The 19,074-nt window shown below is 64.5% G+C and carries 21 protein-coding genes, 1 tRNA gene and 1 pseudogene; 12 read left to right on the forward strand and 11 right to left on the reverse strand.

The genetic code is table 11. The features are described from left to right. Nucleotides 1-110: 110 nt before the first annotated feature. From N181_RS34910 to N181_RS20935, 5 genes and pseudogenes are all read right to left on the reverse strand, one after another. The gene (locus N181_RS34910) at nucleotides 111-296 is read right to left on the reverse strand and encodes a putative prophage CPS-53 integrase (RefSeq protein WP_014330583.1); all 186 of its coding nucleotides are present in this window, start codon (nucleotides 294-296) and stop codon (nucleotides 111-113) included. 12 nt (nucleotides 297-308) lie between these two features. Beyond that, a complete protein-coding gene (locus N181_RS34915) occupies nucleotides 309-806 on the reverse strand; it encodes a tyrosine-type recombinase/integrase (protein ID WP_422636246.1) in 498 nt (165 codons plus the stop codon). A gap of 60 nt (nucleotides 807-866) precedes the next feature. Next, a pseudogene (locus N181_RS35570) lies at nucleotides 867-1,207 on the reverse strand (tyrosine-type recombinase/integrase); the annotation flags it as partial. Continuing rightward, nucleotides 1,089-1,394, reverse strand: a complete 306-nt coding sequence (locus N181_RS34920; RefSeq protein ID WP_014330581.1) for an Arm DNA-binding domain-containing protein — start codon at nucleotides 1,392-1,394, stop codon at nucleotides 1,089-1,091. The pseudogene N181_RS35570 and the gene N181_RS34920, both read right to left, overlap by 119 nt. 163 nt (nucleotides 1,395-1,557) lie before the next feature. Then, a tRNA-Ser gene (locus tag N181_RS20935) sits at nucleotides 1,558-1,647 on the reverse strand. 290 nt (nucleotides 1,648-1,937) lie between these two features. Here N181_RS20935 and N181_RS20940 point away from each other — a divergent pair. The 3 genes from N181_RS20940 (at nucleotide 1,938) to N181_RS20950 (ending at nucleotide 4,164) form a co-directional block, all read left to right on the forward strand. Then, a complete protein-coding gene (locus tag N181_RS20940) occupies nucleotides 1,938-2,255 on the forward strand; it encodes a hypothetical protein (RefSeq protein WP_014330580.1) in 318 nt (105 codons plus the stop codon). Nucleotides 2,256-2,303: 48 nt separating this feature from the next. Further along, nucleotides 2,304-2,954: a peptide-methionine (S)-S-oxide reductase MsrA gene (msrA, locus tag N181_RS20945; protein WP_014330579.1), complete on the forward strand. Its 651-nt coding sequence runs from the start codon at nucleotides 2,304-2,306 to the stop codon at nucleotides 2,952-2,954. Nucleotides 2,955-3,171: 217 nt separating this feature from the next. Further along, on the forward strand, nucleotides 3,172-4,164 hold the full coding sequence (locus tag N181_RS20950; RefSeq protein WP_014330578.1) for a BMP family lipoprotein: 993 nt from the start codon (nucleotides 3,172-3,174) through the stop codon (nucleotides 4,162-4,164). Nucleotides 4,165-4,228: 64 nt separating this feature from the next. On the opposite strand, the gene N181_RS20955 is transcribed toward N181_RS20950, so the two are convergent. Together N181_RS20955 and N181_RS20960 are read right to left on the reverse strand one after the other, a co-directional pair. Further along, entirely contained in the window at nucleotides 4,229-4,438 is a 210-nt protein-coding gene (locus N181_RS20955; RefSeq protein ID WP_014330577.1) for a SlyX family protein, read from the reverse strand. 72 nt (nucleotides 4,439-4,510) lie between these two features. After that, on the reverse strand, nucleotides 4,511-5,254 hold the full coding sequence (locus tag N181_RS20960) for a sulfate transporter family protein (protein WP_037400525.1): 744 nt from the start codon (nucleotides 5,252-5,254) through the stop codon (nucleotides 4,511-4,513). A gap of 194 nt (nucleotides 5,255-5,448) precedes the next feature. Here N181_RS20960 and N181_RS20965 point away from each other — a divergent pair, with 194 nt between their 5' ends. From N181_RS20965 to N181_RS20975, 3 genes are read left to right on the forward strand one after another with little or no spacing between them, the layout of a single operon-like run. Beyond that, complete coding sequence (locus N181_RS20965) at nucleotides 5,449-6,810, forward strand: amidase (RefSeq protein ID WP_037432695.1); 1,362 nt, start codon at nucleotides 5,449-5,451, stop codon at nucleotides 6,808-6,810. Next, nucleotides 6,807-7,718, forward strand: a complete 912-nt coding sequence (locus tag N181_RS20970) for an ROK family protein (protein ID WP_037400516.1) — start codon at nucleotides 6,807-6,809, stop codon at nucleotides 7,716-7,718. The genes N181_RS20965 and N181_RS20970 overlap by 4 nt, the downstream gene beginning before the upstream one ends. Further along, nucleotides 7,715-8,446: a copper homeostasis protein CutC gene (locus tag N181_RS20975; protein ID WP_037432693.1), complete on the forward strand. Its 732-nt coding sequence runs from the start codon at nucleotides 7,715-7,717 to the stop codon at nucleotides 8,444-8,446. Before N181_RS20970 ends, N181_RS20975 begins: the two co-directional genes overlap by 4 nt. A gap of 127 nt (nucleotides 8,447-8,573) precedes the next feature. Here N181_RS20975 and nagA read toward each other — a convergent pair whose 3' ends face one another. The 4 genes from nagA to N181_RS20995 form a co-directional block, all read right to left on the reverse strand. After that, complete coding sequence (gene nagA / locus N181_RS20980; protein ID WP_037400512.1) at nucleotides 8,574-9,734, reverse strand: N-acetylglucosamine-6-phosphate deacetylase; 1,161 nt, start codon at nucleotides 9,732-9,734, stop codon at nucleotides 8,574-8,576. After that, a complete protein-coding gene (locus N181_RS20985) occupies nucleotides 9,731-10,753 on the reverse strand; it encodes an SIS domain-containing protein (protein ID WP_037400509.1) in 1,023 nt (340 codons plus the stop codon). Before N181_RS20985 ends, nagA begins: the two co-directional genes overlap by 4 nt. A gap of 63 nt (nucleotides 10,754-10,816) precedes the next feature. Further along, nucleotides 10,817-11,581, reverse strand: coding sequence for a GntR family transcriptional regulator (locus N181_RS20990; RefSeq protein WP_014330571.1), 765 nt, complete (start codon nucleotides 11,579-11,581; stop codon nucleotides 10,817-10,819). Then, on the reverse strand, nucleotides 11,578-12,462 hold the full coding sequence (locus N181_RS20995) for a glucosamine kinase nucleotide-binding domain-containing protein (RefSeq protein ID WP_037400508.1): 885 nt from the start codon (nucleotides 12,460-12,462) through the stop codon (nucleotides 11,578-11,580). Before N181_RS20995 ends, N181_RS20990 begins: the two co-directional genes overlap by 4 nt. A gap of 197 nt (nucleotides 12,463-12,659) precedes the next feature. On the opposite strand from N181_RS20995, the gene N181_RS21000 reads away from it, so the two are divergent. The 6 genes from N181_RS21000 (at nucleotide 12,660) to N181_RS21025 (ending at nucleotide 18,992) form a co-directional block, all read left to right on the forward strand. Beyond that, nucleotides 12,660-13,559, forward strand: coding sequence for an N-acetylmuramic acid 6-phosphate etherase (locus N181_RS21000; RefSeq protein ID WP_037400505.1), 900 nt, complete (start codon nucleotides 12,660-12,662; stop codon nucleotides 13,557-13,559). 51 nt (nucleotides 13,560-13,610) lie between these two features. Then, nucleotides 13,611-14,870, forward strand: a complete 1,260-nt coding sequence (locus tag N181_RS21005; protein WP_014330568.1) for an ABC transporter substrate-binding protein — start codon at nucleotides 13,611-13,613, stop codon at nucleotides 14,868-14,870. A 234-nt stretch (nucleotides 14,871-15,104) separates the two neighbouring features. Next, complete coding sequence (locus tag N181_RS21010; RefSeq protein WP_060563866.1) at nucleotides 15,105-16,052, forward strand: carbohydrate ABC transporter permease; 948 nt, start codon at nucleotides 15,105-15,107, stop codon at nucleotides 16,050-16,052. Between the two features lie 12 nt (nucleotides 16,053-16,064). Then, nucleotides 16,065-16,904: a carbohydrate ABC transporter permease gene (locus N181_RS21015; RefSeq protein WP_014330566.1), complete on the forward strand. Its 840-nt coding sequence runs from the start codon at nucleotides 16,065-16,067 to the stop codon at nucleotides 16,902-16,904. Beyond that, on the forward strand, nucleotides 16,901-17,965 hold the full coding sequence (locus N181_RS21020) for a Gfo/Idh/MocA family protein (RefSeq protein WP_037400500.1): 1,065 nt from the start codon (nucleotides 16,901-16,903) through the stop codon (nucleotides 17,963-17,965). Before N181_RS21015 ends, N181_RS21020 begins: the two co-directional genes overlap by 4 nt. Before the next feature lie 16 nt (nucleotides 17,966-17,981). Beyond that, nucleotides 17,982-18,992 carry an ABC transporter ATP-binding protein gene (locus tag N181_RS21025; protein WP_014330564.1) on the forward strand — a complete coding sequence of 337 codons (1,011 nt, stop codon included), beginning with the start codon at nucleotides 17,982-17,984 and terminating at the stop codon, nucleotides 18,990-18,992. The last annotated feature ends 82 nt before the right edge of the window (nucleotides 18,993-19,074 follow it).

The raw sequence follows: 19,074 nt of genomic DNA on the forward strand, positions 1-19,074 counted from the left end.
ACCTGCAGGGAATCCCATCAGATTCAGTCAAGCAATGAAACGCTCTAAGGAGTGGCGCGGCCGCAAGCTTGGCTCGTGGTGGCCGCCCCGTCATCCTCGTCGTTGGCTCTTCACTCCGAAAATACAGTCTGTACTTCCTTGAGGTTCTTCCTCGGCCCTGCAAGCAGTTCCTCGGCCGAGGGCATATCCTTCAAGATCACGTCGGCCCAGAGCTGGGCGAGCTCTTTGCGACGCTCGAGGTGTTCCGCACGGTTATAGGCTCCCTCCACCTTGTCCTTTGGCGTGTGCGCCAGCATCAGGTCGATGACCTACCGATCGGTGGGGTGACGCTCGTTCATGATGGTCGAAAACGTCGAGCGGAAGCCGTGCGGCACGTGTTTGTGGTGGTAGCCGGACCTGTTGAGTAGATAGCCGAGCGCATTCTCGGACATCGGCTTATGCGCGTGCCTGCCGTTCGGGAGCACAAATGGGCCTCTGCCGGTGAGGGCGCGGAGCACTGCGATTGTCTCCTTCGCCTGGTGCGACAGCGGGACAAGATGGTCGCGCGTCTCGTCGTCCTTGTGCTGCAGCAGCAACTTCATTCTCGCCGCGGGAATAACCCAAACCGCATCGTCCACGTCCACGTCGTTCAGCTCTGCCCATGGGGTCGAGATCAATGTGCCCGGGCGAACGGCTGTGAGCGTCAGCAGGCGCAGGCCAAGTTTGGTCACGGGATGCGACGGCGTCTTCCATGCAGCCAGCAGCATCTCACGCGCTTTCTTTAGGTTGGTTATGGCCGGCTGCCGCCCCTTCTTCATCGGAGCCATGGCGCCACGCACGACGGCTGCCGGATCCTCGCTGGCTCGGCCAGAAGCAATGCCGTAGATGAAGATAGCCGAAATCCGCTGCCGGATTCGTCGCGCCGTTTCCTTTGCGTCACGCTGCTCGACGAGGCGAAGAACGCCGAGCACCTCGGCGCATCGATGTCACGGATTGGCAGTTTGCCAATGATCGGGAATACATCCTTTTCGAGGGACTCGAGCACGTCGGCAGCGTGTTTCTCAACCCAATGCGGCTTCTGCAGTGCGTGCCGCTCGCGAGCGAGAACTTCAAATGTCTCGGCCGCCTTCTGCTTGCCGATCGCCTTTTTCGACCTTCTTGACGACGTGGGGATCGCGCCCGGATTTGAGGGTCTCTTTCGCGGCTTCCCGCTCGGCTCGAGCGTCAGCGAGAGACACGCCCGGATAGTTGCCGATGACGAGCGTCTTCTCCTTGCCGTCGAAGCGGTACCGCAGCCGCCAGGACTTCGTGCCGGTGGCAAGGACGAACAGATTGAGCCCGCCGCCATCGGCAAGCTTGTAATCCTTATCCGCCTTTTTGGCGTTTTTGATCTGCTTGTCCGTTAAAGCACTCATGCGCTCGATACCCACATTTTCCGATCTTGGTACCCACAGAAATACCCACAAAGGCGCGGGTAGCGGTCGCTACTGATGGGAACCGATGGGAAACACAACGCATGAGAAAAGCCCGCAGAGCAAGGCCTTGTGAGTATCTGTCGGAAACCTTGGGAGGGACTAATGGCGGACAGAGAGGGATTCGAACCCTCGATACGCTTTCACGTATACACGCGTTCCAGGCGTGCGCCTTCAACCACTCGGCCACCTGTCCATCCGTCTGCAGCCGCTGGTCAGTCCGGCTACTGCCGGCAAAACCGGCGGACGGGCGCGATATATACCGATGATTGGCGCCGGATCAACTGCTTTCTGACAGATTGTTGACATTGGGTGAGATGTTGTGGCGCGGTCCGCCATTGCGCTTGGCCCGCGGCGCGCCTATCTCTCTTGGCAAGCCGCGCCAAAGCGTGAATCGGTCTCGCATCAAGAGGCGCACAGCGCTGTCGAGGCACGGCTCATGACGGTCGACAGGCGCAGGGGTCGGGACCCGACCGAGGAGGGTGAATGCGGCTCTTGCTGCGGTTTGCGAGCTTTGCTGCGCTGACGGCCGCCGTGCTTGCGGGCACGGTCGATTCGATCCAGTCGGTGGCGGCTTCCGAGCCGGTGCTGACGCCGCTTGCGGAAGGGATCGCTCTGCTCGGTTCCGACGCGCTCAACTGGGTGCAATCGCTGCAGCGAACCGATGCGGGACCCGCCATCTGGCTGACCGCCCTGCACTGGGTCTTCATGCAGCCGGCCTTCGCCGTCTTCCTTGTCATCGCGCTCCTGCTGTGGATGGCGGGATACAAGAAGAAGCCGGCCGCCGGTCGCTTTGCGGCCTGAGACCGCCAGCCCCGCTCAACGCTTTCGGTGCATCGAAAGGAGCCGCAGATGTTTCTGATCGACATGTTCAACAAGAAGACCATCCTGCCGGACGCCGAAACCGCGCTTCCCGGCCGCGCCGAAGAAATCCCGACCGCTGCGACGCACTTCGTTTCCGGCCGGCCGCTCAAGGGCCCCTATCCGGACGGCATGAAGAAGGTGCTCTTCGGCATGGGCTGCTTCTGGGGCGCCGAGCGGCTGTTCTGGCAGATCCCCGGCATCTACGTGACCGCAGTCGGCTATGCCGGCGGGCTGACGCCGAACCCGACCTACCAGGAGACGACGACGGGGCTGACCGGCCATGCCGAGGTCGTGCTGGTCGTCTACGATCCCGAAAAAGTGTCGCTTGCCCGCCTGCTCAAGACCTTTTTCGAGGAGCACGATCCGACCCAGGGCATGCGGCAGGGCAATGATATCGGCACGACCTATCGCTCGGCGGTCTATGTCTTTGACGAAGCGCAGCTTGCCGAGGCGAACGCGGCCCGCAATGCCTTCAAGAGGGCACTCAACGCCTTCAATCACGGCCGCGAGATCACCACGGAGATAGCGATGGCGGGGCCCTTCTACTTCGCCGAGGATTACCACCAGCAATACCTCGCCAAGAACCCCGACGGCTATTGCGGCCTACGCGGCACCGGCGTCAGCTGCCCGATCGGCTGAAGCAAATCCACGTCCATCTGCGCCCTCCGCCGGCTCTCCGCAAGGCGCCGGCGGCTTTTTTACCATCTGAAAAATTTCGGATGTTTTTTTGAGAGAAGCCGTGCAAGGATGCGGCCACCCAAGCCTTAAATAGAAGAGGGGCGGGTTCCGCGGAGAAGGCCCATGCCTGCCGCCGGAAAACCCGAAAAAGATCCAATTGCGACAACAGGGCTGCAAGATGAAAAAAACCATTCTCGGTCTCTTTGCTTTCTCAATGATGTCGGCGACGGCGCTGGCCGCCGACACCAAGCCGGCGCTCATCTACGACCTCGGCGGCAAGTTCGACAAATCCTTCAACGAGGCGGCCTTCAACGGCGCCGAGAAGTTCAAGGCCGAGTCGGGCATCGAATACCGCGAATTCGAGATCGCCAATGACGCCCAGCGCGAACAGGCACTGCGCCGCTTCGCCAGCGACGGCAATAGCCCGATCGTCATGGCCGGCTTCAACTGGGCCGCATCGCTCGAGAAGATCGCCGCGGAATATCCGGATACGAAATTCGCCATCATCGACATGGTGGTCGAAAAGCCGAACGTCAAATCGATCGTCTTCAAGGAACAGGAAGGCTCCTATCTCGTCGGCGTGCTCGCCGGCCTCGCCTCCAAGTCGAAGACCGTCAGCTTCGTCGGCGGCATGGACATTCCGCTGATCCACAAATTCGCCTGCGGCTATGTCGGCGGCGCCAAATCGGTAGGCGGGGACGTCAAGGTGCTCGAAGCCTATACGGGCACGACGCCGGACGCCTGGAACGATCCGGTCAAGGGCGGTGAAATCGCCAAGTCGCAGATCGACCAGGGCGCGGACGTCGTCTATCACGCTGCCGGCGGCACCGGCGTCGGCGTATTGCAGGCGGCAGCGGATGCGGGCAAGCTCGGCATCGGCGTCGACTCCAACCAGAACATGCTGCAGCCGGGTAAGGTGCTGACCTCGATGCTGAAGCGCGTCGACGTCGCCGTCTACGACGCCTTCACGGCGGCCAAGGACGACAAGTTCGAATTCGGCATCTCCAATCTCGGCCTCAAGGAAGACGGCGTCGGCTACGCGCTCGACGAGCACAACAAGCCGCTGATCACGCCGGAAATGCTCGATGCGGTCGAAAAGGTGAAGGCCGACATCATCTCCGGCAAGGTGCAGGTGCACGACTACATGACGGACGAGACCTGCCCGTATTGATCGGCACGGTCTGACGACAGGAGCCGCCGGTTCGAAGGAGCCGGCGGCTTTTTGCTGCCGCGAATCAAAAATGCGGCGGCCGCGTCACCGGAGTCGCCTCTTGGGCCTGTTCCTCGAGGCTCAGGAACCGTTCGGTCAGCCGGTCGAGCTTGGCGCGCGTCTGCTCGACCACCTTCCACTGCTCGGCCAGCTGGTCGGAAAGCTCCTCGATGGTCTTCGCCTGATGCGCCACCATCTCCTCCAAACCGACGATCCGGCTCTCCATGTCGCTCATGCGCTTCTCCATCTCTTTCTGAAATCGGCCTCTTTCTGAAATCAGCCTGGCGGTGCCGTCAAGCGACAGCGGTCAGCCGCGTGCCCCGGCGGCAACCGGGTTCACGGCGGAAAAGCCGGGATCGCGCGCCGAAAGCCGCTTGTGCAAGTGCACCATCATGCCGGCAGCAAAGAGCGGCGTCAGCAGATTGATGAACGGCACGGCCAGGAAAGCCGCGACGACGAGGCCGGCGAGAAACACCGTGCCGCGGTGCTTGACGCGGAAGAGCCGCGCCTCGGCCGGCGAGCGGTGCCGCATGGCGGCGAACTCGAAGAATTCGCGCCCGAGCAGATAGCCGTTGACGAGGAAGAAGGCGATGAGGTTGACGCCCGGCACGAGCAGCAGAAAGAGCGCGAGGATGTTGCCAAGAATGACGACGCCGAGGAATTTCATCGAGCTCACCACCGCCTCGGCGAGCGGCAGCGGGGTCCCTGGCGGCTCGGCCGGATAGTCGCGCTTCTCGACCACCTCGGCGACATCGTCGAGGAAGAAGCCGGCGATCAGCGCCGTCACCGGGGCGAGCAGCAGCGCCAAGGCGAGCGCGAGGCCCAGGCTGGCGAAAATGCCGACGACGAAGGTGATCCAGCCGGCCCATTCCGGCGTGCCGGGCATCAATACGTCGATCCAGGGCAGCGCCAGCCAGGCGAACAACTCGCGCAGCGCGAACCAGAGGGCGACGAGCGCCAGCAGCGTGAGCCCGATGACCTTCCAGAAAACCGCACGCGTCTCCGAAGCAAAGAGATTGGCGAAGGCGAGCCGCGCCGTGTCGAGAATCATCATGGATCTCCGTAAGGGACAAGTGGGACCGATGTAGGCAGCCGGACGGGCGTCGGCAAGGCACTTGCCCCGTGCTCTCTGGCATTGCACCTAAGAATCTGGCGCTGGCAAACGCAGTGCACGGCGATATGCTAGAAGCAGAAAAACAAGCTCGGTCCGCTACACCGGACCCGACGACAGGCCAGGGGAAAGACATGACCCACCACAAGACGCTCGCGAGCCTTGCCGTTCTCGTGCAATCGGGACAATTGGATCCGGTCGCGCTCACCGACGACACGCTGACGCGGATCGAAAGCCATGCCGACCAGTCGATCTTCGTCGGGCTGACGCGCGCGCGCGCCGAGCGGGAGGCGAAGGCCGCCTCGGAACGGATCAAGGCCGGCCGCTCCTTCGGGTTACTAGACGGCCTGCCGGTCGCCTGGAAGGACCTCTTCGACATGGCGAGCAGCGTCACCACCGCCGGCTCCGTGGTGCTGAAGGACAATCCCCCGGCTTCTGCCGACGCAGCCGTTGTTGCGGCGCTTCGCAGTGTAGGCATGGTCAGCGTCGGCCGCACCAATATGAGCGAGTTCGCCTTTTCCGGCCTCGGCGTCAATCCTCATTACGGCACGCCCCGCAATCCAGCGTCGACGGACGTGCACCGCATTCCCGGCGGCTCCTCCTCCGGCTCGGCTGCCGCAGTCGCCGCCGGGCTCGTGCCGCTGGCGATCGGCACCGACACCGGCGGTTCGGTGCGCATTCCGGCGGCGATGACCGGCATCGTCGGCTACAAGGCGACGCGCGGCCGATACACGATGAAGGGCGTCTTTCCGCTTGCCCAGAGCCTCGATTCGCTCGGCCCTCTGTGCCATACGGTGCAGGACGCCGTCTGGGCGGATGCCGCCATGCACAGCCTGACGGCACCGGTGATCCGCCGCGCCGAGCTTGCCGATCTTTCGCTCGTCATTCCCGAAACGATCGTCTTCGACGAGGCGGAGGCCGAGGTCGTCGCCGCTTTCGAGACGGCGGTCAAGAGGCTCGCAGCAGCAGGCGTCCGGGTGCGGCGCCAGGCCTTTCCGAGCTTCGCCGTGATCTTCGACCTGATTGCCCGCCATGGTGCATTGGTGACCGCCGAAGCCTATGCGCTGCACCGCGAGCGGCTTGGCGGACCCGATGCCGACAGGATGGATCCGCGCGTCGTCGTCCGCACCCGCCTTGGCGAAAAGATCACCGTCAGCGACTATATCGCCCTTCTCGATGCCCGCGACCGGCTGATCCACGAGACCGTCGAGAGCTTGAAGCCTGGCGAACTGATCGCGCATCCGACAGTGCCGCATGTGGCGCCGCCAATCGATCCGCTGCTGGCCGACGACGATCTGTTTTTCAAGGTCAATGCCAAGACGCTGCGCAACACGTCGATCGGCAACTTCCTCGATTTTTGCGGCGTTTCCATTCCCTGCGGCGCAGGCGCCGCCGGTATGCCGGTCGGCTTCCTCATCTCCGCACCGCACCACCAGGACGACCGGCTGCTTTCCGCCGCACTCGCCCTTGAGGCGCTCATCCGAGGCGAGGCATGATCGTCTGCTTCGATATCGGCGGATCGGCGATCAAGGGTGCCATCACCCATTCGCCGGAGCGGATCTTCCCGCTGCCCCGCCGGACGACGCCGCTTACCGATTTTCGCCGTTTCGTCGAAACCATGGAATCGGTGCTCGACGAGGCGGGCGGCCTGCCCGACCGGGTCGCCATCTCGATCACCGGAGTCATCGACCCCGAAACACGGCGCATCAAATGCGCCAACATTCCCTGCATCGACGGGCGTGAACTGGCTGCCGAGCTCGAGACGGCCCTGCATCTGCCCGTGGTCGTCGCCAATGATGCCGATTGCTTCGCGCTGGCGGAAGCCGGGATCGGCGCCGGACGCGGCCATCGCATCGTCTTCGGAGCGATCCTCGGCACCGGGGTCGGCGGCGGCCTGGTGGTGGACGGCAGGCTGGTCAATGCCGATGGCGGCTTTGCCGGCGAATGGGGACACGGCCCCGTTGCCGCAACTTTGGCCGGGCACCCGCCCATCGCCATCCCGACCTTCGACTGCGGTTGCGGCCAGCGCGGCTGCGTCGATACGGTCGGCGGCGCGCGCGGGCTCGAGCGGCTCCACGAGACGATCCACGGCAGGTCGCTTTCCAGCCGCGAAATCATCGCGGCCTGGCAGGGCGAAGAGACCGAGGCGGCGCGGACCATCGACATCTTCGTCGACCTCGTCAGCGCGCCGCTGGCGCTCGTCATCAACATTACCGGTGCAACGATCGTGCCGGTCGGCGGTGGTCTTTCCAATTCCGAGGCACTGCTGGTCGAGATCGACCGGGCGGTGCGTGAGCGCAGCCTCCGCCGCTTCGAAAGACCGCTGGTGGTGCGCGGCGAATGTCGGGTGGAGCCGGGACTGATCGGCGCCGCCCTACTCGGTTTCGGAGGGAACGGCCGATGAGCCGCATCCTGCTCGAGGTCTGCGTCGACGACGCCGAAGGTCTGGCGGCCGCGGTCGAGGGCGGCGCCGATCGCATCGAACTCTGCTCGGCGCTTGCGGTCGGCGGCCTGACCCCGAGCGCCGGCCTGATGGCGCTTGCCGGCCGCGCACCGGTGCCGGCTTATGCGATGATCCGCCCGCGCCCCGGCGACTTCGTCTTCAATGTCGACGAACTCGACATCATGCGCCGCGACATCGATGCAGCGCGCGCCGCCGGGCTCGCCGGCGTCGTGCTCGGCGCATCGCTTGCCGACGGCCGGCTCGACGCGCAGGTGCTCGGTGAACTCATCGGCCAAGCCGCTGGGCTGGGACGGACGCTGCACCGCGCTTTCGACCTTGTGCCGGATTTCGCCGAGGCGATCGAGAATGCAGCGGAGCTCGGCTTCGAGCGCATCCTGACCTCGGGCGGCGCCAAGACTGCGCCGGAAGCGGTCGATATGCTGGCCCGGTTGGTGGAACTGGCTGACGGTCGGCTTTCGATCCTGCCCGGATCCGGCGTCACCGTGCATACGATCGGTCAGATCTTGCCAAAGCTGCGCGTCACCGAGGTTCATTCCTCTTGCTCAATTCGCGAGCCGGCTAATGATGCGAAGGTGGTCGAGATGGGCTTTGCACCCCCCGAACGACGCCGCACGGATGCGGCAACCGTCAGTGCGCTGAAGGCGAGGCTCGGAGCCTTCGCGGCCTAGAGAGAAATTAGATCTAGCTGGATAGTTGCGGCGAGCATCTGGCAAGGTGCCCAGCGAACATCCCCCCTCTGCCCTGCCGGGCAGAGGGGGGGCCAAAATCGCCTTTGCAATCTGATCGAGTTCCGCGCTATGCGCGAAAGACAACTTCACCCCCAATCCAGGTCGACTTCATGCCGAGCTCCGGCGTGAGCAGCACGAAATCGGCGTCGGTGCCGGGCAGGAGCCGGCCCTTGTGCGAGGCGATACCCATCACATCGGCCGGATAGGCGGAGGCCATGCGGATCGCCTCCTCGATCGGCAGGCCGAGCTTCTCGTGCACGAAGCGGACGGAGGAGAGCATGTCGATATCGGCGCCGGCGAGCGTGCCGTCGGCAAGCGTCAGGCGGCCGTCCTTGCGCAGGATCTCGCGGCCGTTCAGGAAGAAGCTCACCATATCGGTGCCGATCGGCGACATCGCGTCGGTGACCAGGAAGATCTGCCCCGGCCCCTGCTTGCCGCGCAGCGCAATGCCCATCGACGCCGGATCGACATGGAAGCCGTCGGCAATCAGGCCGGCATGCAGCGTGCCGGTGGCAAGCGCGGCACCGACGACGCCCGGTTCGCGGTGGCCGAGACCGCTCATCGCGTTGAAGAGATGCGTAACGGTCCGCGCACCGGCTCTCGCATAGGCGCAGGCCGTCTCGAAGCCGACATCCGTATGGCCGAGGCTGACGACGGCGCCGGCAGCGGCTAGCGCCCGCACCTGCTCCTTCGTCGCATTTTCCGGAGCGACGGTGACCATCAGGGAGCCGAGCGCCTTCGCGCAAGCGAGCATCTCGGCGAGATCGGCGTCCTCCATCGGGCGGATGAGCGCCGGGTCGTGGGCTCCCTTGCGGGCGACCGAGAGATGCGGGCCTTCGAGGTGCAGGCCGAGGAAGCCTGGCACGGCGGCAGCCTTGGCCGCGAGTCCGGCATCGATGGCCTTGGCGCGGACCTCCCGCGTGTCGGTGATCAGCGTCGGCAGCAGCGCCGTCGTGCCGAATTTGGCGTGCGCCGCGCAGATCTGCCGGATGCCGTCGAGGGTCGGCTGCTCGTTGAGCAGGGCGCCGCCGCCGCCGTTGACCTGCAGGTCGATGAAGCCTGGCACGAGAAGCAGGCCGCGCGCGTCGACCGTCTCCGCCTCGCCGGCAGCGACACCGGCCGGAACGATCCCCTTGACGTGCCCCGCCTCGACGATAAGCGCGGCGCCGTCGTGCCAGTCGATGCCGTCGAAAATCCGCGCTCCGGTGATCTTCTTCCTCGCAGTCATCGTGTCTCCGTTACCTTCTTCAGGCTCGCCGGTGCATCCGGGTTGAGACCGCGCGAGCGCGACCAGGCTTCGACGAAGCCGTAGAACGGCAGGATCAGCGCCAGCGCGTCGGTGATCGGGTGGCCGGTCTCGACGAAGGGCAGGCGCTTGGCCTTCTGTGCCCGGGCCGAGGTGGCATGCACCACCGCGCCCTTGGCGCTCATGCCGTCGGCGATCTCGGTGACCGAGGCCTCGGCGGCGTCGCGGGCGGCGAGCACCAGGACCGGGAAACGGGCCCCGACCAACGCCACCGGCCCGTGCAGCACTTCCGCCGCGGAATAGGCCTCGGCATGCATGCCGGACGTCTCCTTGAATTTCAGCGCCGCTTCGCTGGCGATCGCCAGCGCCGGGCCGCGGCCCAGCACATAGAGCGATTCTACCTCGCCGAGGTCGGCAGCGAAATCCTGCCAATTGAGCTTCACCGCTTTTGCGAACTGATTGGGCAGATCGGCGACAGCGCGCTTCAGGCCCGCGTCGCCGGTCCATTCGCCGAGGACAGCCAAGCCCGCGACGATGGAGTTAACATAGGATTTGGTCGCGGCGACGGCGAGTTCGGGGCCGGCGAGAATGTCGAGCGGATGGCTGCAGGCTTCCGCGATCGGCGAAGGCAAGGTGTTCGTCAGCGCGATCGAGACGGCGCCGGCCCGGGTTGCGGCCTCGGCCATCGCCACGATGTCGGGGCTCTTGCCGGATTGCGAGATGGCGATTGCCGCGGCACCGCCAAGCTTCAGCTCGGCGCCGTAGATCGAGGCCAGCGAGGGCCCAAGCGAGGCGACCGGACGACCGGCCTGTAGTTCGATCGCATATTTCAGGAACAGCGCCGCATGGTCGGAGGAACCGCGGGCGATGGTCACCAGAAAGGCCGGATCCTTGGCGCGCAGCGCCGCGCCAGCGGCGGCAAGTGCCGTGGCCGAGCGGTCGAGCAATCTCGCGGCGGCCTCGGGAATCTCGTCGATCTCGCGCCGCATATTGGTCTGCATCGTCAGGTCCTTTCGTAAACAGGCGTGAGCGGGACGCGGGCGGGAAACCGCACCCTCCGGCGGTCAGCTTTCCGGAATCGTCAGCTCCGCGACAAAATCATAGGTGTCGCCCCGGTAGAGCGAGCGGGTGAATTCCACGACGCGCCCCGAAGCGAGATAGGAGACGCGCTCGATCGACAGGCCGGCCGCACCAACCGCGACGCCGAGCATCGTCGCATCGGGGTTCTTGATGTTGCAGGCGGAGATGCGCTGCACGGCGCGGACCGGCCGGGCATGCGATTTCTCGAGTGCGGAATAGAGCGATGAGGTGACCGCAAGCGGATCGGGCACGAACTCCGCCGAAACGCAGGCGCGCTCGATCGCAAGCGGCATGTCGTCGGCGATGCGCAGGCGGCCGAGACGCGCGACCAGCGCATCGGCCGGAAGGCCGAGCGTCATCATCTCGTCGGGCGACGGATGGAAAAGCCCCCGCTCCAGCCATTCGGCGCGGGTGTTGAGGCCGCGCCGCGCCATGTCCTCGGTGAAGGAGGTGAGCCGCGACAGCGACTGCTCGACGCGCGAGACAGGGCGGACGACGAAGGTGCCGGAGCCGTGGCGGCGCACCAGCAGGCCGTCGCGCACGAGATCGTCGACGGCCTTGCGGACCGTGACGCGGCTGACATTGGCATAGTCGGCGAGGTCGCGCTCGGCGGGCAGCGCATCGCCATGATTGAGCTTGCCCGACAGGATCGCCTCTTCAAGCGATTGCCGGAGTTTTAGGTAAAGCGGACCCGCACCTCCCGACTGGAGGCTTTCGAGCGGCAGGATGGTGGCGAGCTGCTGGTTCATGCGACGGCCCCCGGCCGGGCCCCGAAGCGGGCCGCGGCAAGCGCAACCGCGCCGGAGAGCGCATCGGCTTCCGCCTCGACGAAGAGCGCCTGATGCCGTTCGGCGAGCCAGGGGCGATAGAGCGGCGCCAGCCCTCCGAGCAGGCAGATCGTCCGGCTGCCGCGGGAGACCACCACGTCGAGCGCCTCATCCACGGTAATCGCGGCCGCCTTCAACAAGCGCACCGCGACCGGATCGCCGCGCCCCGCATGGTCGAAGACACGCGGGGCGTAGCGACCGAACTCGCCGGGTTTCGCCAGCCGCGCGAAATCGACGACGTCGCGGGGATCGTTGTTGAACTCCGCCAGCACGGAGTCCGTTACCGGCGAGGCGAGATGAATTCCGTCATAGGCAAGCAGGCTCTCCTGCAGCAGGGCATGGCCGATGCGGGCACCGCTGCCGTGGTCGCCGATGGTAAAGCCCCATCCACCGATATAGCCGACCGCGTCGCCCTGACGGGAGATGTAGATCGTGCCCGTTCCGAGAATGGCGACGGCACCGTCCCTATCACCAAGGGCGCCCTGGAGCGCGATCAGGCCGTCCGATTCGATATCGGCCGCCGCGAAGGGCAGCCGACGCTTCACATAATGGACGGCGTCGCCGACATTGTGGCCCGCTACGCCGAGGATGGCGTGCGCCGAGCCCATGCCGGCCGGATCGAGGCCCGCATCCTCGAAGGCGGCCCGCGCCGCATCGGCAATATTCTGCAGCGCCGTTTCGGGATCCGTGAGAATATTGGCGGCGCCAGATTTGCCGCGGCCGAGAATACGACCGTCCGGACCGGCGACCGCCGCCCGGCAGCTCGTTCCGCCGCCATCAATTCCGATCAGATAGGATGTCATGGGCACCTCCGCCATCTAACATACCAAAAAAATACCATTAACCAAGCGCGATTCGAGCCGGCATGGTGCATTTCATATAAACTATTGAAAAAATTTGCGTAATTCTGGTCGCGTTGTTTTTGTTTAGCCAAAAGTTAAATTTCTTCTAGACAATTGGTATTTTTTTGGCATTAATTTGGAAAAAGAGGAGAACAACGATGCCGGCAGCCAAGACCGAAGAGCGCCACGACAAAGCCAAAGGCCTGGATGTGATGCATCCGGCGCTTGCGCTTCGGCTGCTCGCCTCCGGCCAGCAGGCTGCAGCGAAATCCGTCGACGGGGCAATCGAAGCGATCTCGGCCGCAGCGGCCATTGCCGCGGACGCGCTTTCCGCCGGCGGCAAGCTCGCCTATGCGGGCGCCGGAAGTTCCGGCCTGATGGCGATGGCGGATGCGTTGGAGCTCCCCGGCACCTACGGCATCGCCCAGGATCAGATTGTGGTCCTTCTTGCCGGTGGAACCGCAAGCCTCAGCGATCTCGCCGGCGGCTACGAGGACGACATGGATCTGGCGCGCGCCGACGTCGAAAGCGCTGGCCTCCAAGCGGGCGACTGCCTGATTTCCGTCTCGGCCAGCGGCTCGACCCCCTATGCGCTCGCCGCCGCGGCAGAGGCCAGGAAACGCGGTGCGAAAGTCATTACCATGGCCAACAATCCCGCCGCACCGCTCTTCGAAGACGCCGATGTCGCGATCCTGCTCCAGACGCCGCCGGAGGTTATATCCGGCTCGACGCGCATGGGCGCCGGCACGGCACAGAAGATCGCCTTCAACATGTTCTCGACCCTGATCGGCATCCACCTCGGCCACGTGCTCGACGGCTACATGGTCAACCTGCGCGCCGACAATATCAAGCTGCGCGGCCGCGCCATCCGGATCGTCTCGGACATTACCGGCGTTACCGCCGCCGAAGCCGGCAGGCTCATCAGCGCCGCCGCCGGTTCAGTCAAGCTGGCCATCTTGCTGGCATCGGGAGCCAAGGACGTGACCGCCGCCGAAGCCGCGCTTGAGAAGGCCGATCAGAATTTGCGCCGGGCGATGGCGATCGCCTCGGGCGAATGAAACTGGGATCCAAAACCGCGCCGCTGGGCGCTTATAAGAGGGAGAACCTGAATGACCCGTACGACAATCAAAGGCTTGCTGCTCGCATCGAGCATTCTCGGCTCGGCCGGGCTTGCGCATGCCCAGGACGTGACGCTCACGATCGAGAGCTGGCGCAATGACGACCTGGCGATCTGGCAGGAAAAGCTGATCCCCGCCTTCGAGGCCAAGAACCCGGGCATCAAGGTCGTCTTCTCGCCTTCCGCGCCGACCGAATACAATGCCGCGCTCAACGCCAAGCTTGATGCCGGCTCCGCCGGCGACCTCATCACCTGCCGCCCGTTCGACCCTTCGCTCGAAGTCTACAATAGGAAGCACCTCGCCGACCTGACCAGCTTGCCGGGCATGGAAAACTTCTCCGACGTAGCGAAGTCCGCCTGGACGACCGATGACGGCAAGTCGACCTTCTGCGTGCCGATGGCCTCGGTCATCCACGGCTTCATCTACAACAAGGACGCCTTCGACCAGCTCAAGCTTTCCGTGCCGACGACCGAGGAAGAGTTCTTTGCCGTTCTTGAGAAGATCAAGGCCGACGGCAACTATATCCCGATGGCAATGGGCACGAAGGACCTCTGGGAAGCCGCGACCATGGGCTACCAGAATATCGGCCCGGCCTACTGGAAGGGTGAGGAAGGCCGTCTGGCGCTGATCAAGGGCGAGCAGAAGCTGACCGATGAGCCATGGGTCGAACCGTACCGCGTAATCGCCAAGTGGAAGGATTACCTTGGTGACGGCTTTGAGGCCCAGACCTATCCGGACAGCCAGAACCTCTTCACGCTCGGCCGCGCCGCGATCTACCCGGCCGGCTCTTGGGAAATCACCGGCTTCAACACCCAGGCGCAGTTCAAGATGGGCGCCTTCCCGCCGCCGGTGAAGAAGGCCGGCGATACCTGCTACATCTCCGACCACACCGACATTGGCATCGGCCTCAACGCCAAGAGCCCGAACGCCGAAGCCGGCAAGACCTTCCTGACCTGGGTCGCTTCGCCGGAATTCGCGGAGATCTACGCAAACGCCCTGCCCGGCTTCTTCAGCCTGAACTCGACCGCCGTGAAGATGACCGATCCGCTGGCGCAGGAATTCGTCTCCTGGCGTGAGAAGTGCAAGTCGACGATCCGCTCGACCTATCAGATTCTGTCGCGCGGCACGCCGAACCTAGAGAACGAGACCTGGCTGGAATCGGCCAACGTGATCAACGGCACCGACACGCCGGAAGTGGCCGCCAAGAAGCTGCAGGACGGTCTCGACAGCTGGTTCAAGCCGGCAAAATAAGATCGAGCCGCGTGCGGCGCCAACCCTGGCGCCGCACCTATGCCCCGCGCGAAACATTTTCGTGGGGGGAGCGACGCCGCGGTAAGCACCGGCGCCAGGCCGGGCGGATCGGAACGCGGCTGTGCCGACGATGTCCTTGAGCGCGCGCCATGACGCGCGAAGGACGGCGACGATTCGAGCGAAAATCGGGCTGTGCCAATGGCGACGGCTCTTGAAAAAGCGGGCCAGAGGCCGATGAAACCACACGAAACCACAATGGACGCCGGCGCGCTCAAGCGCCCTCGCCGCTGGCATATCCTCGTCTTTCTGCTGCCGGCTCTGATCGTCTACACGGCGGTGATGATCCTGCCGCTGATCGAGACGCTGCGGCAGTCCTTCTACAACACCGTCGACGGCCAGTATGGCTTCGTGGGCCTCAGCAATTTCAAGGTGCTGTTCGGCGACCCCCGCTGGGCGGCGGACTTCTGGAACGCGCTCAGGAACAACTTCGTCTTCTTCCTGATCCACATGGTGGTGCAGAACCCGATCGGCATCGCGCTCGCCGCCATGCTGTCGATCCCGAAGCTGCGCTTCAGCGCCTTCTACCGGACGTGGATCTTCCTGCCGACGCTCTTGTCCTTCGTCATCGTCGGCTTCATCTGGAAGCTGATCCTCTCGCCGATCTGGGGCGTGGCGCCCTTTCTCATGGACCTCGTCGGCCTAAAGTGGCTGTTCGCGCCCTGGCTCGGCAGGCCCGATTCAGCGCTGATCGCCGTCTCGCTGATCTCGGTCTGGCAATATGTCGGCATCCCGATGATGCTGATCTATGCGGCCCTGCTCAACATTCCCGACGAAGTGATCGAGGCGGCCGAACTCGACGGCGTCACCGGCTGGAGCCAGTTCTGGAAGATCAAGCTGCCGCTGATCCTGCCGGCGATCGGCATCATCTCGATCCTGACCTTCGTCGGCAACTTCAACGCCTTCGACCTGATCTACACGGTGCAGGGGGCGCTGGCCGGCCCGGACAAGTCGACGGACATTCTCGGCACGCTGCTCTACCGCACCTTCTTCGGGTTCCAGCTCCAGCTCGGCGACCGGTCGATGGGCGCGACGATCGCAGCGATCATGTTCCTGATCATCCTGGCCGGCGTGTCGCTCTATCTCTTCGCCATCCAGCGCCGCATGCGCCGCTACCAGTTCTGAGGGGAGACCAGGATGTCGAAAGCAAGAACCTCGTTCGCCCGGACCGGCGCCGTCCATTTCGCGTTGATCGCCTATACGCTTGTGGCGCTGTTCCCGGTGTTCCTGACGATCGCCAACTCGTTCAAGAGCCGCAACGCGATCTTCCGCGAGCCGCTCGCCTTCCCGACGCCCGAGAGCTTCAGCCTGATCGGCTACGAGACGGTGCTGAAGCAGGGTGACTTCGTCGGCTATTTCCAGAACAGCGTCGTCGTAACCGTCGTATCGATCGCTCTCGTGCTGCTGTTCGGTGCCATGGCCGCCTTCGCTCTCTCCGAATACCGGTTCCGCGGCAACACGCTGATGGGCCTCTATCTGGCGCTCGGCATCATGATCCCGATCCGGCTAGGCACCGTGGCGATCCTGCAGGGCATGGTGGCGACGAACCTCGTCAACACGCTGACGGCGCTGATCCTCGTCTATACGGCGCAGGGCCTGCCGCTTGCCGTCTTCATCCTGTCGGAATTCATGCGCACGGTCTCGGACGACCTGAAGAACGCCGGCCGCATCGACGGGCTGTCGGAATACGCGATCTTCTTCCGGCTGGTGCTGCCGCTGGTGCGGCCGGCCATGGCGACGGTGGCCGTCTTCACGATGATCCCGATCTGGAACGACTTGTGGTTCCCGCTGATCCTGGCGCCGGCCGAAACGACGAAGACCGTGACGCTCGGCTCGCAGATCTTCATCGGGCAGTTCGTCACCAACTGGAACGCGGTTCTTTCGGCCCTGTCGCTGGCAATCTTCCCGGTGCTCGTCCTCTACGTCATCTTCTCGCGGCAGCTGATCCGCGGCATCACGGCAGGAGCGGTCAAATGAGTTCTTCCGCAAATCCGATCCGCGTGCTTGTCGCCGGTCTCGGCAATATGGGACGCAGCCATGCGCTTGCCTATCACGAGAACCCGGGCTTCGAGATCGCCGGCCTCGTCAACCGCTCGAAGGTCGCGCTGCCGGAGGCACTTTCCGGCTACGGGATCCTGCCTTCCTTTCCGGAGGCGCTGCTCGAACTCCGGCCGGAGCTCTGCTCGATCAACACCTATTCGGACAGCCACGCGGCCTATGCGGTGACGGCGATGGAGGCCGGCTGCCATGTCTTCGTCGAGAAGCCGTTGGCAACGACCGTCGCCGACGCGGAACGCGTCGTCGCCTGCGCCCGGGCCAACGGCCGCAAGCTCATCATCGGCTATATCCTGCGCCACCATCCGTCCTGGATGCGGCTGATCGGCGAGGCGCGCAAGCTGGGTCCGCCCTATGTGTTCCGCATGAACCTGAACCAGCAGTCGAGCGGGCAAACCTGGGCGACGCACAAGTCGCTGATGCAGACGACCGCGCCGATCGTCGATTGCGGCGTCCACTATGTCGACGTTATGTGCCAGATCACCGACGCCAAACCCGTCGAGGTGCGCGGCATGGGCCTGAGGCTCTCGAACGAGATCGCCGCCGACATGTACAATTACGGCCACCTGCAGGTGATCTTCGAGGACGGCTCGGTCGGCTGGTACGAGGCCGGCTGGGGGCCGATGATCTCCGAGACCGCCTTCTTCGTGAAGGACGTGATCTCGCCGAACGGATCGGTCTCGATCGTCATGGACCAGGGCGCCAAGTCCGACGACATCGACGTGCACACCAAGACCGCCGTCATCCGCCTGCACAGCGCGGCGACCGGTCCGGAGGGGCGTTTTGTCAAGCCCGACGAGGACCTTGAGATGGAAGGCGAGCCGGGCCATCAGGACCTCTGCGACCGCGAGCAGGCCTTCGTGCTCAAGGCCATTCGCGAAAACATCAATCTCGACCGGCACATGGACGATGCGGTGCAGTCGCTCCGCATCTGCCTGGCGGCGGACGAAAGCGTTCGCACCGGCAAGCCGGTCAAGCTTTAACCCAAGAGGGCGACACGTGGGATCACTGCAACTCAAATCCATCCGCAAGGCCTATGGCGGCCATGAGGTGCTGAAGGGCATCGACCTCGAGGTGAAGGACGGCGAATTCGTCATCTTCGTCGGCCCCTCCGGCTGCGGAAAGTCCACCCTCCTCCGGACCATTGCCGGCCTCGAGGACGCGACCTCCGGCAGCGTGCAGATCGACGGCGTCGAAGTCGGCCATGTCGCACCCGCCAAGCGCGGCATCGCCATGGTCTTCCAGTCCTATGCGCTCTATCCGCACCTGACGGTAAAGGACAATATGGGCCTCGGGCTGAAACAGGCCGGCGTGCCGAAACCCGAGATTGAGGAGAAGGTCGGCAAGGCGGCCGGCATGCTGTCGCTGGAACCCTATCTTGCGCGCCGCCCCGCCGAGCTTTCCGGCGGGCAGCGCCAGCGCGTCGCGATCGGCCGCGCCATCGTGCGCGAACCGAAGCTCTTCCTCTTCGACGAGCCCTTGTCGAACCTCGACGCGGCGCTGCGCGTCAATACGCGGCTGGAAATCGCCCGGCTGCATCGCAGCCTTCAGGCAACGATGATCTATGTCACCCACGACCAGGTCGAGGCGATGACGCTCGCCGACAAGATCGTCGTCCTGAACGGGGGCCGCATCGAGCAGGTCGGCTCGCCGATGGAACTCTACAACCGTCCCGCCAATCTCTTCGTCGCCGGCTTCATCGGCTCGCCGCAGATGAATTTCATCGACGGCGACAGGTTCGGCGACGGTGAGGCAAAGACGGTCGGCATCCGTCCCGAGCATATCGGCCTGTCGCGCGACGGCGGCGACTGGAAGGCGAAGGTGATCCATGTCGAGCATCTCGGCGCCGACACCATCGTCTATCTCGAATCCGATGAGGTCGGACCGCTCACGGTGCGGCTGTTCGGCGAACACCGCTATGCGGCCGACGACGTCGTACACGCCACCCCGGTGATCGGCGGCATGCACCGCTTCGACACCGATGGCCGGGTGATCAATTCCGGGCAGTAGCAGAATCTACCTGACTCTCGCGAAATCGGCTCGCGTCGATACCCCTCCCCAACCCCTCCCCACAAGGGGAAGGGGCTTGCGA

The sequence above is a fragment of the Sinorhizobium fredii USDA 205 genome (genome assembly GCF_001461695.1).
GTDB classification, from domain to species: Bacteria; Pseudomonadota; Alphaproteobacteria; order Rhizobiales; family Rhizobiaceae; genus Sinorhizobium; species Sinorhizobium fredii.

Bases quoted from the DNA above. Each gene is read 5' to 3' on its own strand.
- N181_RS20960 (WP_037400525.1), bottom strand. From the start codon at position 5,254: ATGATTCTCGACACGGCGCGGCTCGCCTTCGCCAATCTCTTTGCTTCG.
- N181_RS34910 (WP_014330583.1), bottom strand. From the start codon at position 296: ATGCTGGCGCACACGCCAAAGGACAAGGTGGAGGGAGCCTATAACCGT.
- N181_RS20970 (WP_037400516.1), top strand. From the start codon at position 6,807: ATGATCGTCTGCTTCGATATCGGCGGATCGGCGATCAAGGGTGCCATC.
- N181_RS20995 (WP_037400508.1), bottom strand. From the start codon at position 12,462: ATGACATCCTATCTGATCGGAATTGATGGCGGCGGAACGAGCTGCCGG.
- N181_RS20940 (WP_014330580.1), top strand. From the start codon at position 1,938: ATGCGGCTCTTGCTGCGGTTTGCGAGCTTTGCTGCGCTGACGGCCGCC.
- msrA (WP_014330579.1), top strand. From the start codon at position 2,304: ATGTTTCTGATCGACATGTTCAACAAGAAGACCATCCTGCCGGACGCC.
- N181_RS20990 (WP_014330571.1), bottom strand. From the start codon at position 11,581: ATGAACCAGCAGCTCGCCACCATCCTGCCGCTCGAAAGCCTCCAGTCG.
- N181_RS34920 (WP_014330581.1), bottom strand. From the start codon at position 1,394: ATGAGTGCTTTAACGGACAAGCAGATCAAAAACGCCAAAAAGGCGGAT.
- N181_RS20985 (WP_037400509.1), bottom strand. From the start codon at position 10,753: ATGCAGACCAATATGCGGCGCGAGATCGACGAGATTCCCGAGGCCGCC.
- N181_RS21005 (WP_014330568.1), top strand. From the start codon at position 13,611: ATGACCCGTACGACAATCAAAGGCTTGCTGCTCGCATCGAGCATTCTC.
- N181_RS21015 (WP_014330566.1), top strand. From the start codon at position 16,065: ATGTCGAAAGCAAGAACCTCGTTCGCCCGGACCGGCGCCGTCCATTTC.
- N181_RS20955 (WP_014330577.1), bottom strand. From the start codon at position 4,438: ATGAGCGACATGGAGAGCCGGATCGTCGGTTTGGAGGAGATGGTGGCG.
- N181_RS20965 (WP_037432695.1), top strand. From the start codon at position 5,449: ATGACCCACCACAAGACGCTCGCGAGCCTTGCCGTTCTCGTGCAATCG.
- N181_RS20950 (WP_014330578.1), top strand. From the start codon at position 3,172: ATGAAAAAAACCATTCTCGGTCTCTTTGCTTTCTCAATGATGTCGGCG.
- N181_RS20975 (WP_037432693.1), top strand. From the start codon at position 7,715: ATGAGCCGCATCCTGCTCGAGGTCTGCGTCGACGACGCCGAAGGTCTG.
- N181_RS34915 (WP_422636246.1), bottom strand. From the start codon at position 806: ATGGCTCCGATGAAGAAGGGGCGGCAGCCGGCCATAACCAACCTAAAG.
- N181_RS21010 (WP_060563866.1), top strand. From the start codon at position 15,105: ATGAAACCACACGAAACCACAATGGACGCCGGCGCGCTCAAGCGCCCT.
- N181_RS21000 (WP_037400505.1), top strand. From the start codon at position 12,660: ATGCCGGCAGCCAAGACCGAAGAGCGCCACGACAAAGCCAAAGGCCTG.
- N181_RS21020 (WP_037400500.1), top strand. From the start codon at position 16,901: ATGAGTTCTTCCGCAAATCCGATCCGCGTGCTTGTCGCCGGTCTCGGC.
- nagA (WP_037400512.1), bottom strand. From the start codon at position 9,734: ATGACTGCGAGGAAGAAGATCACCGGAGCGCGGATTTTCGACGGCATC.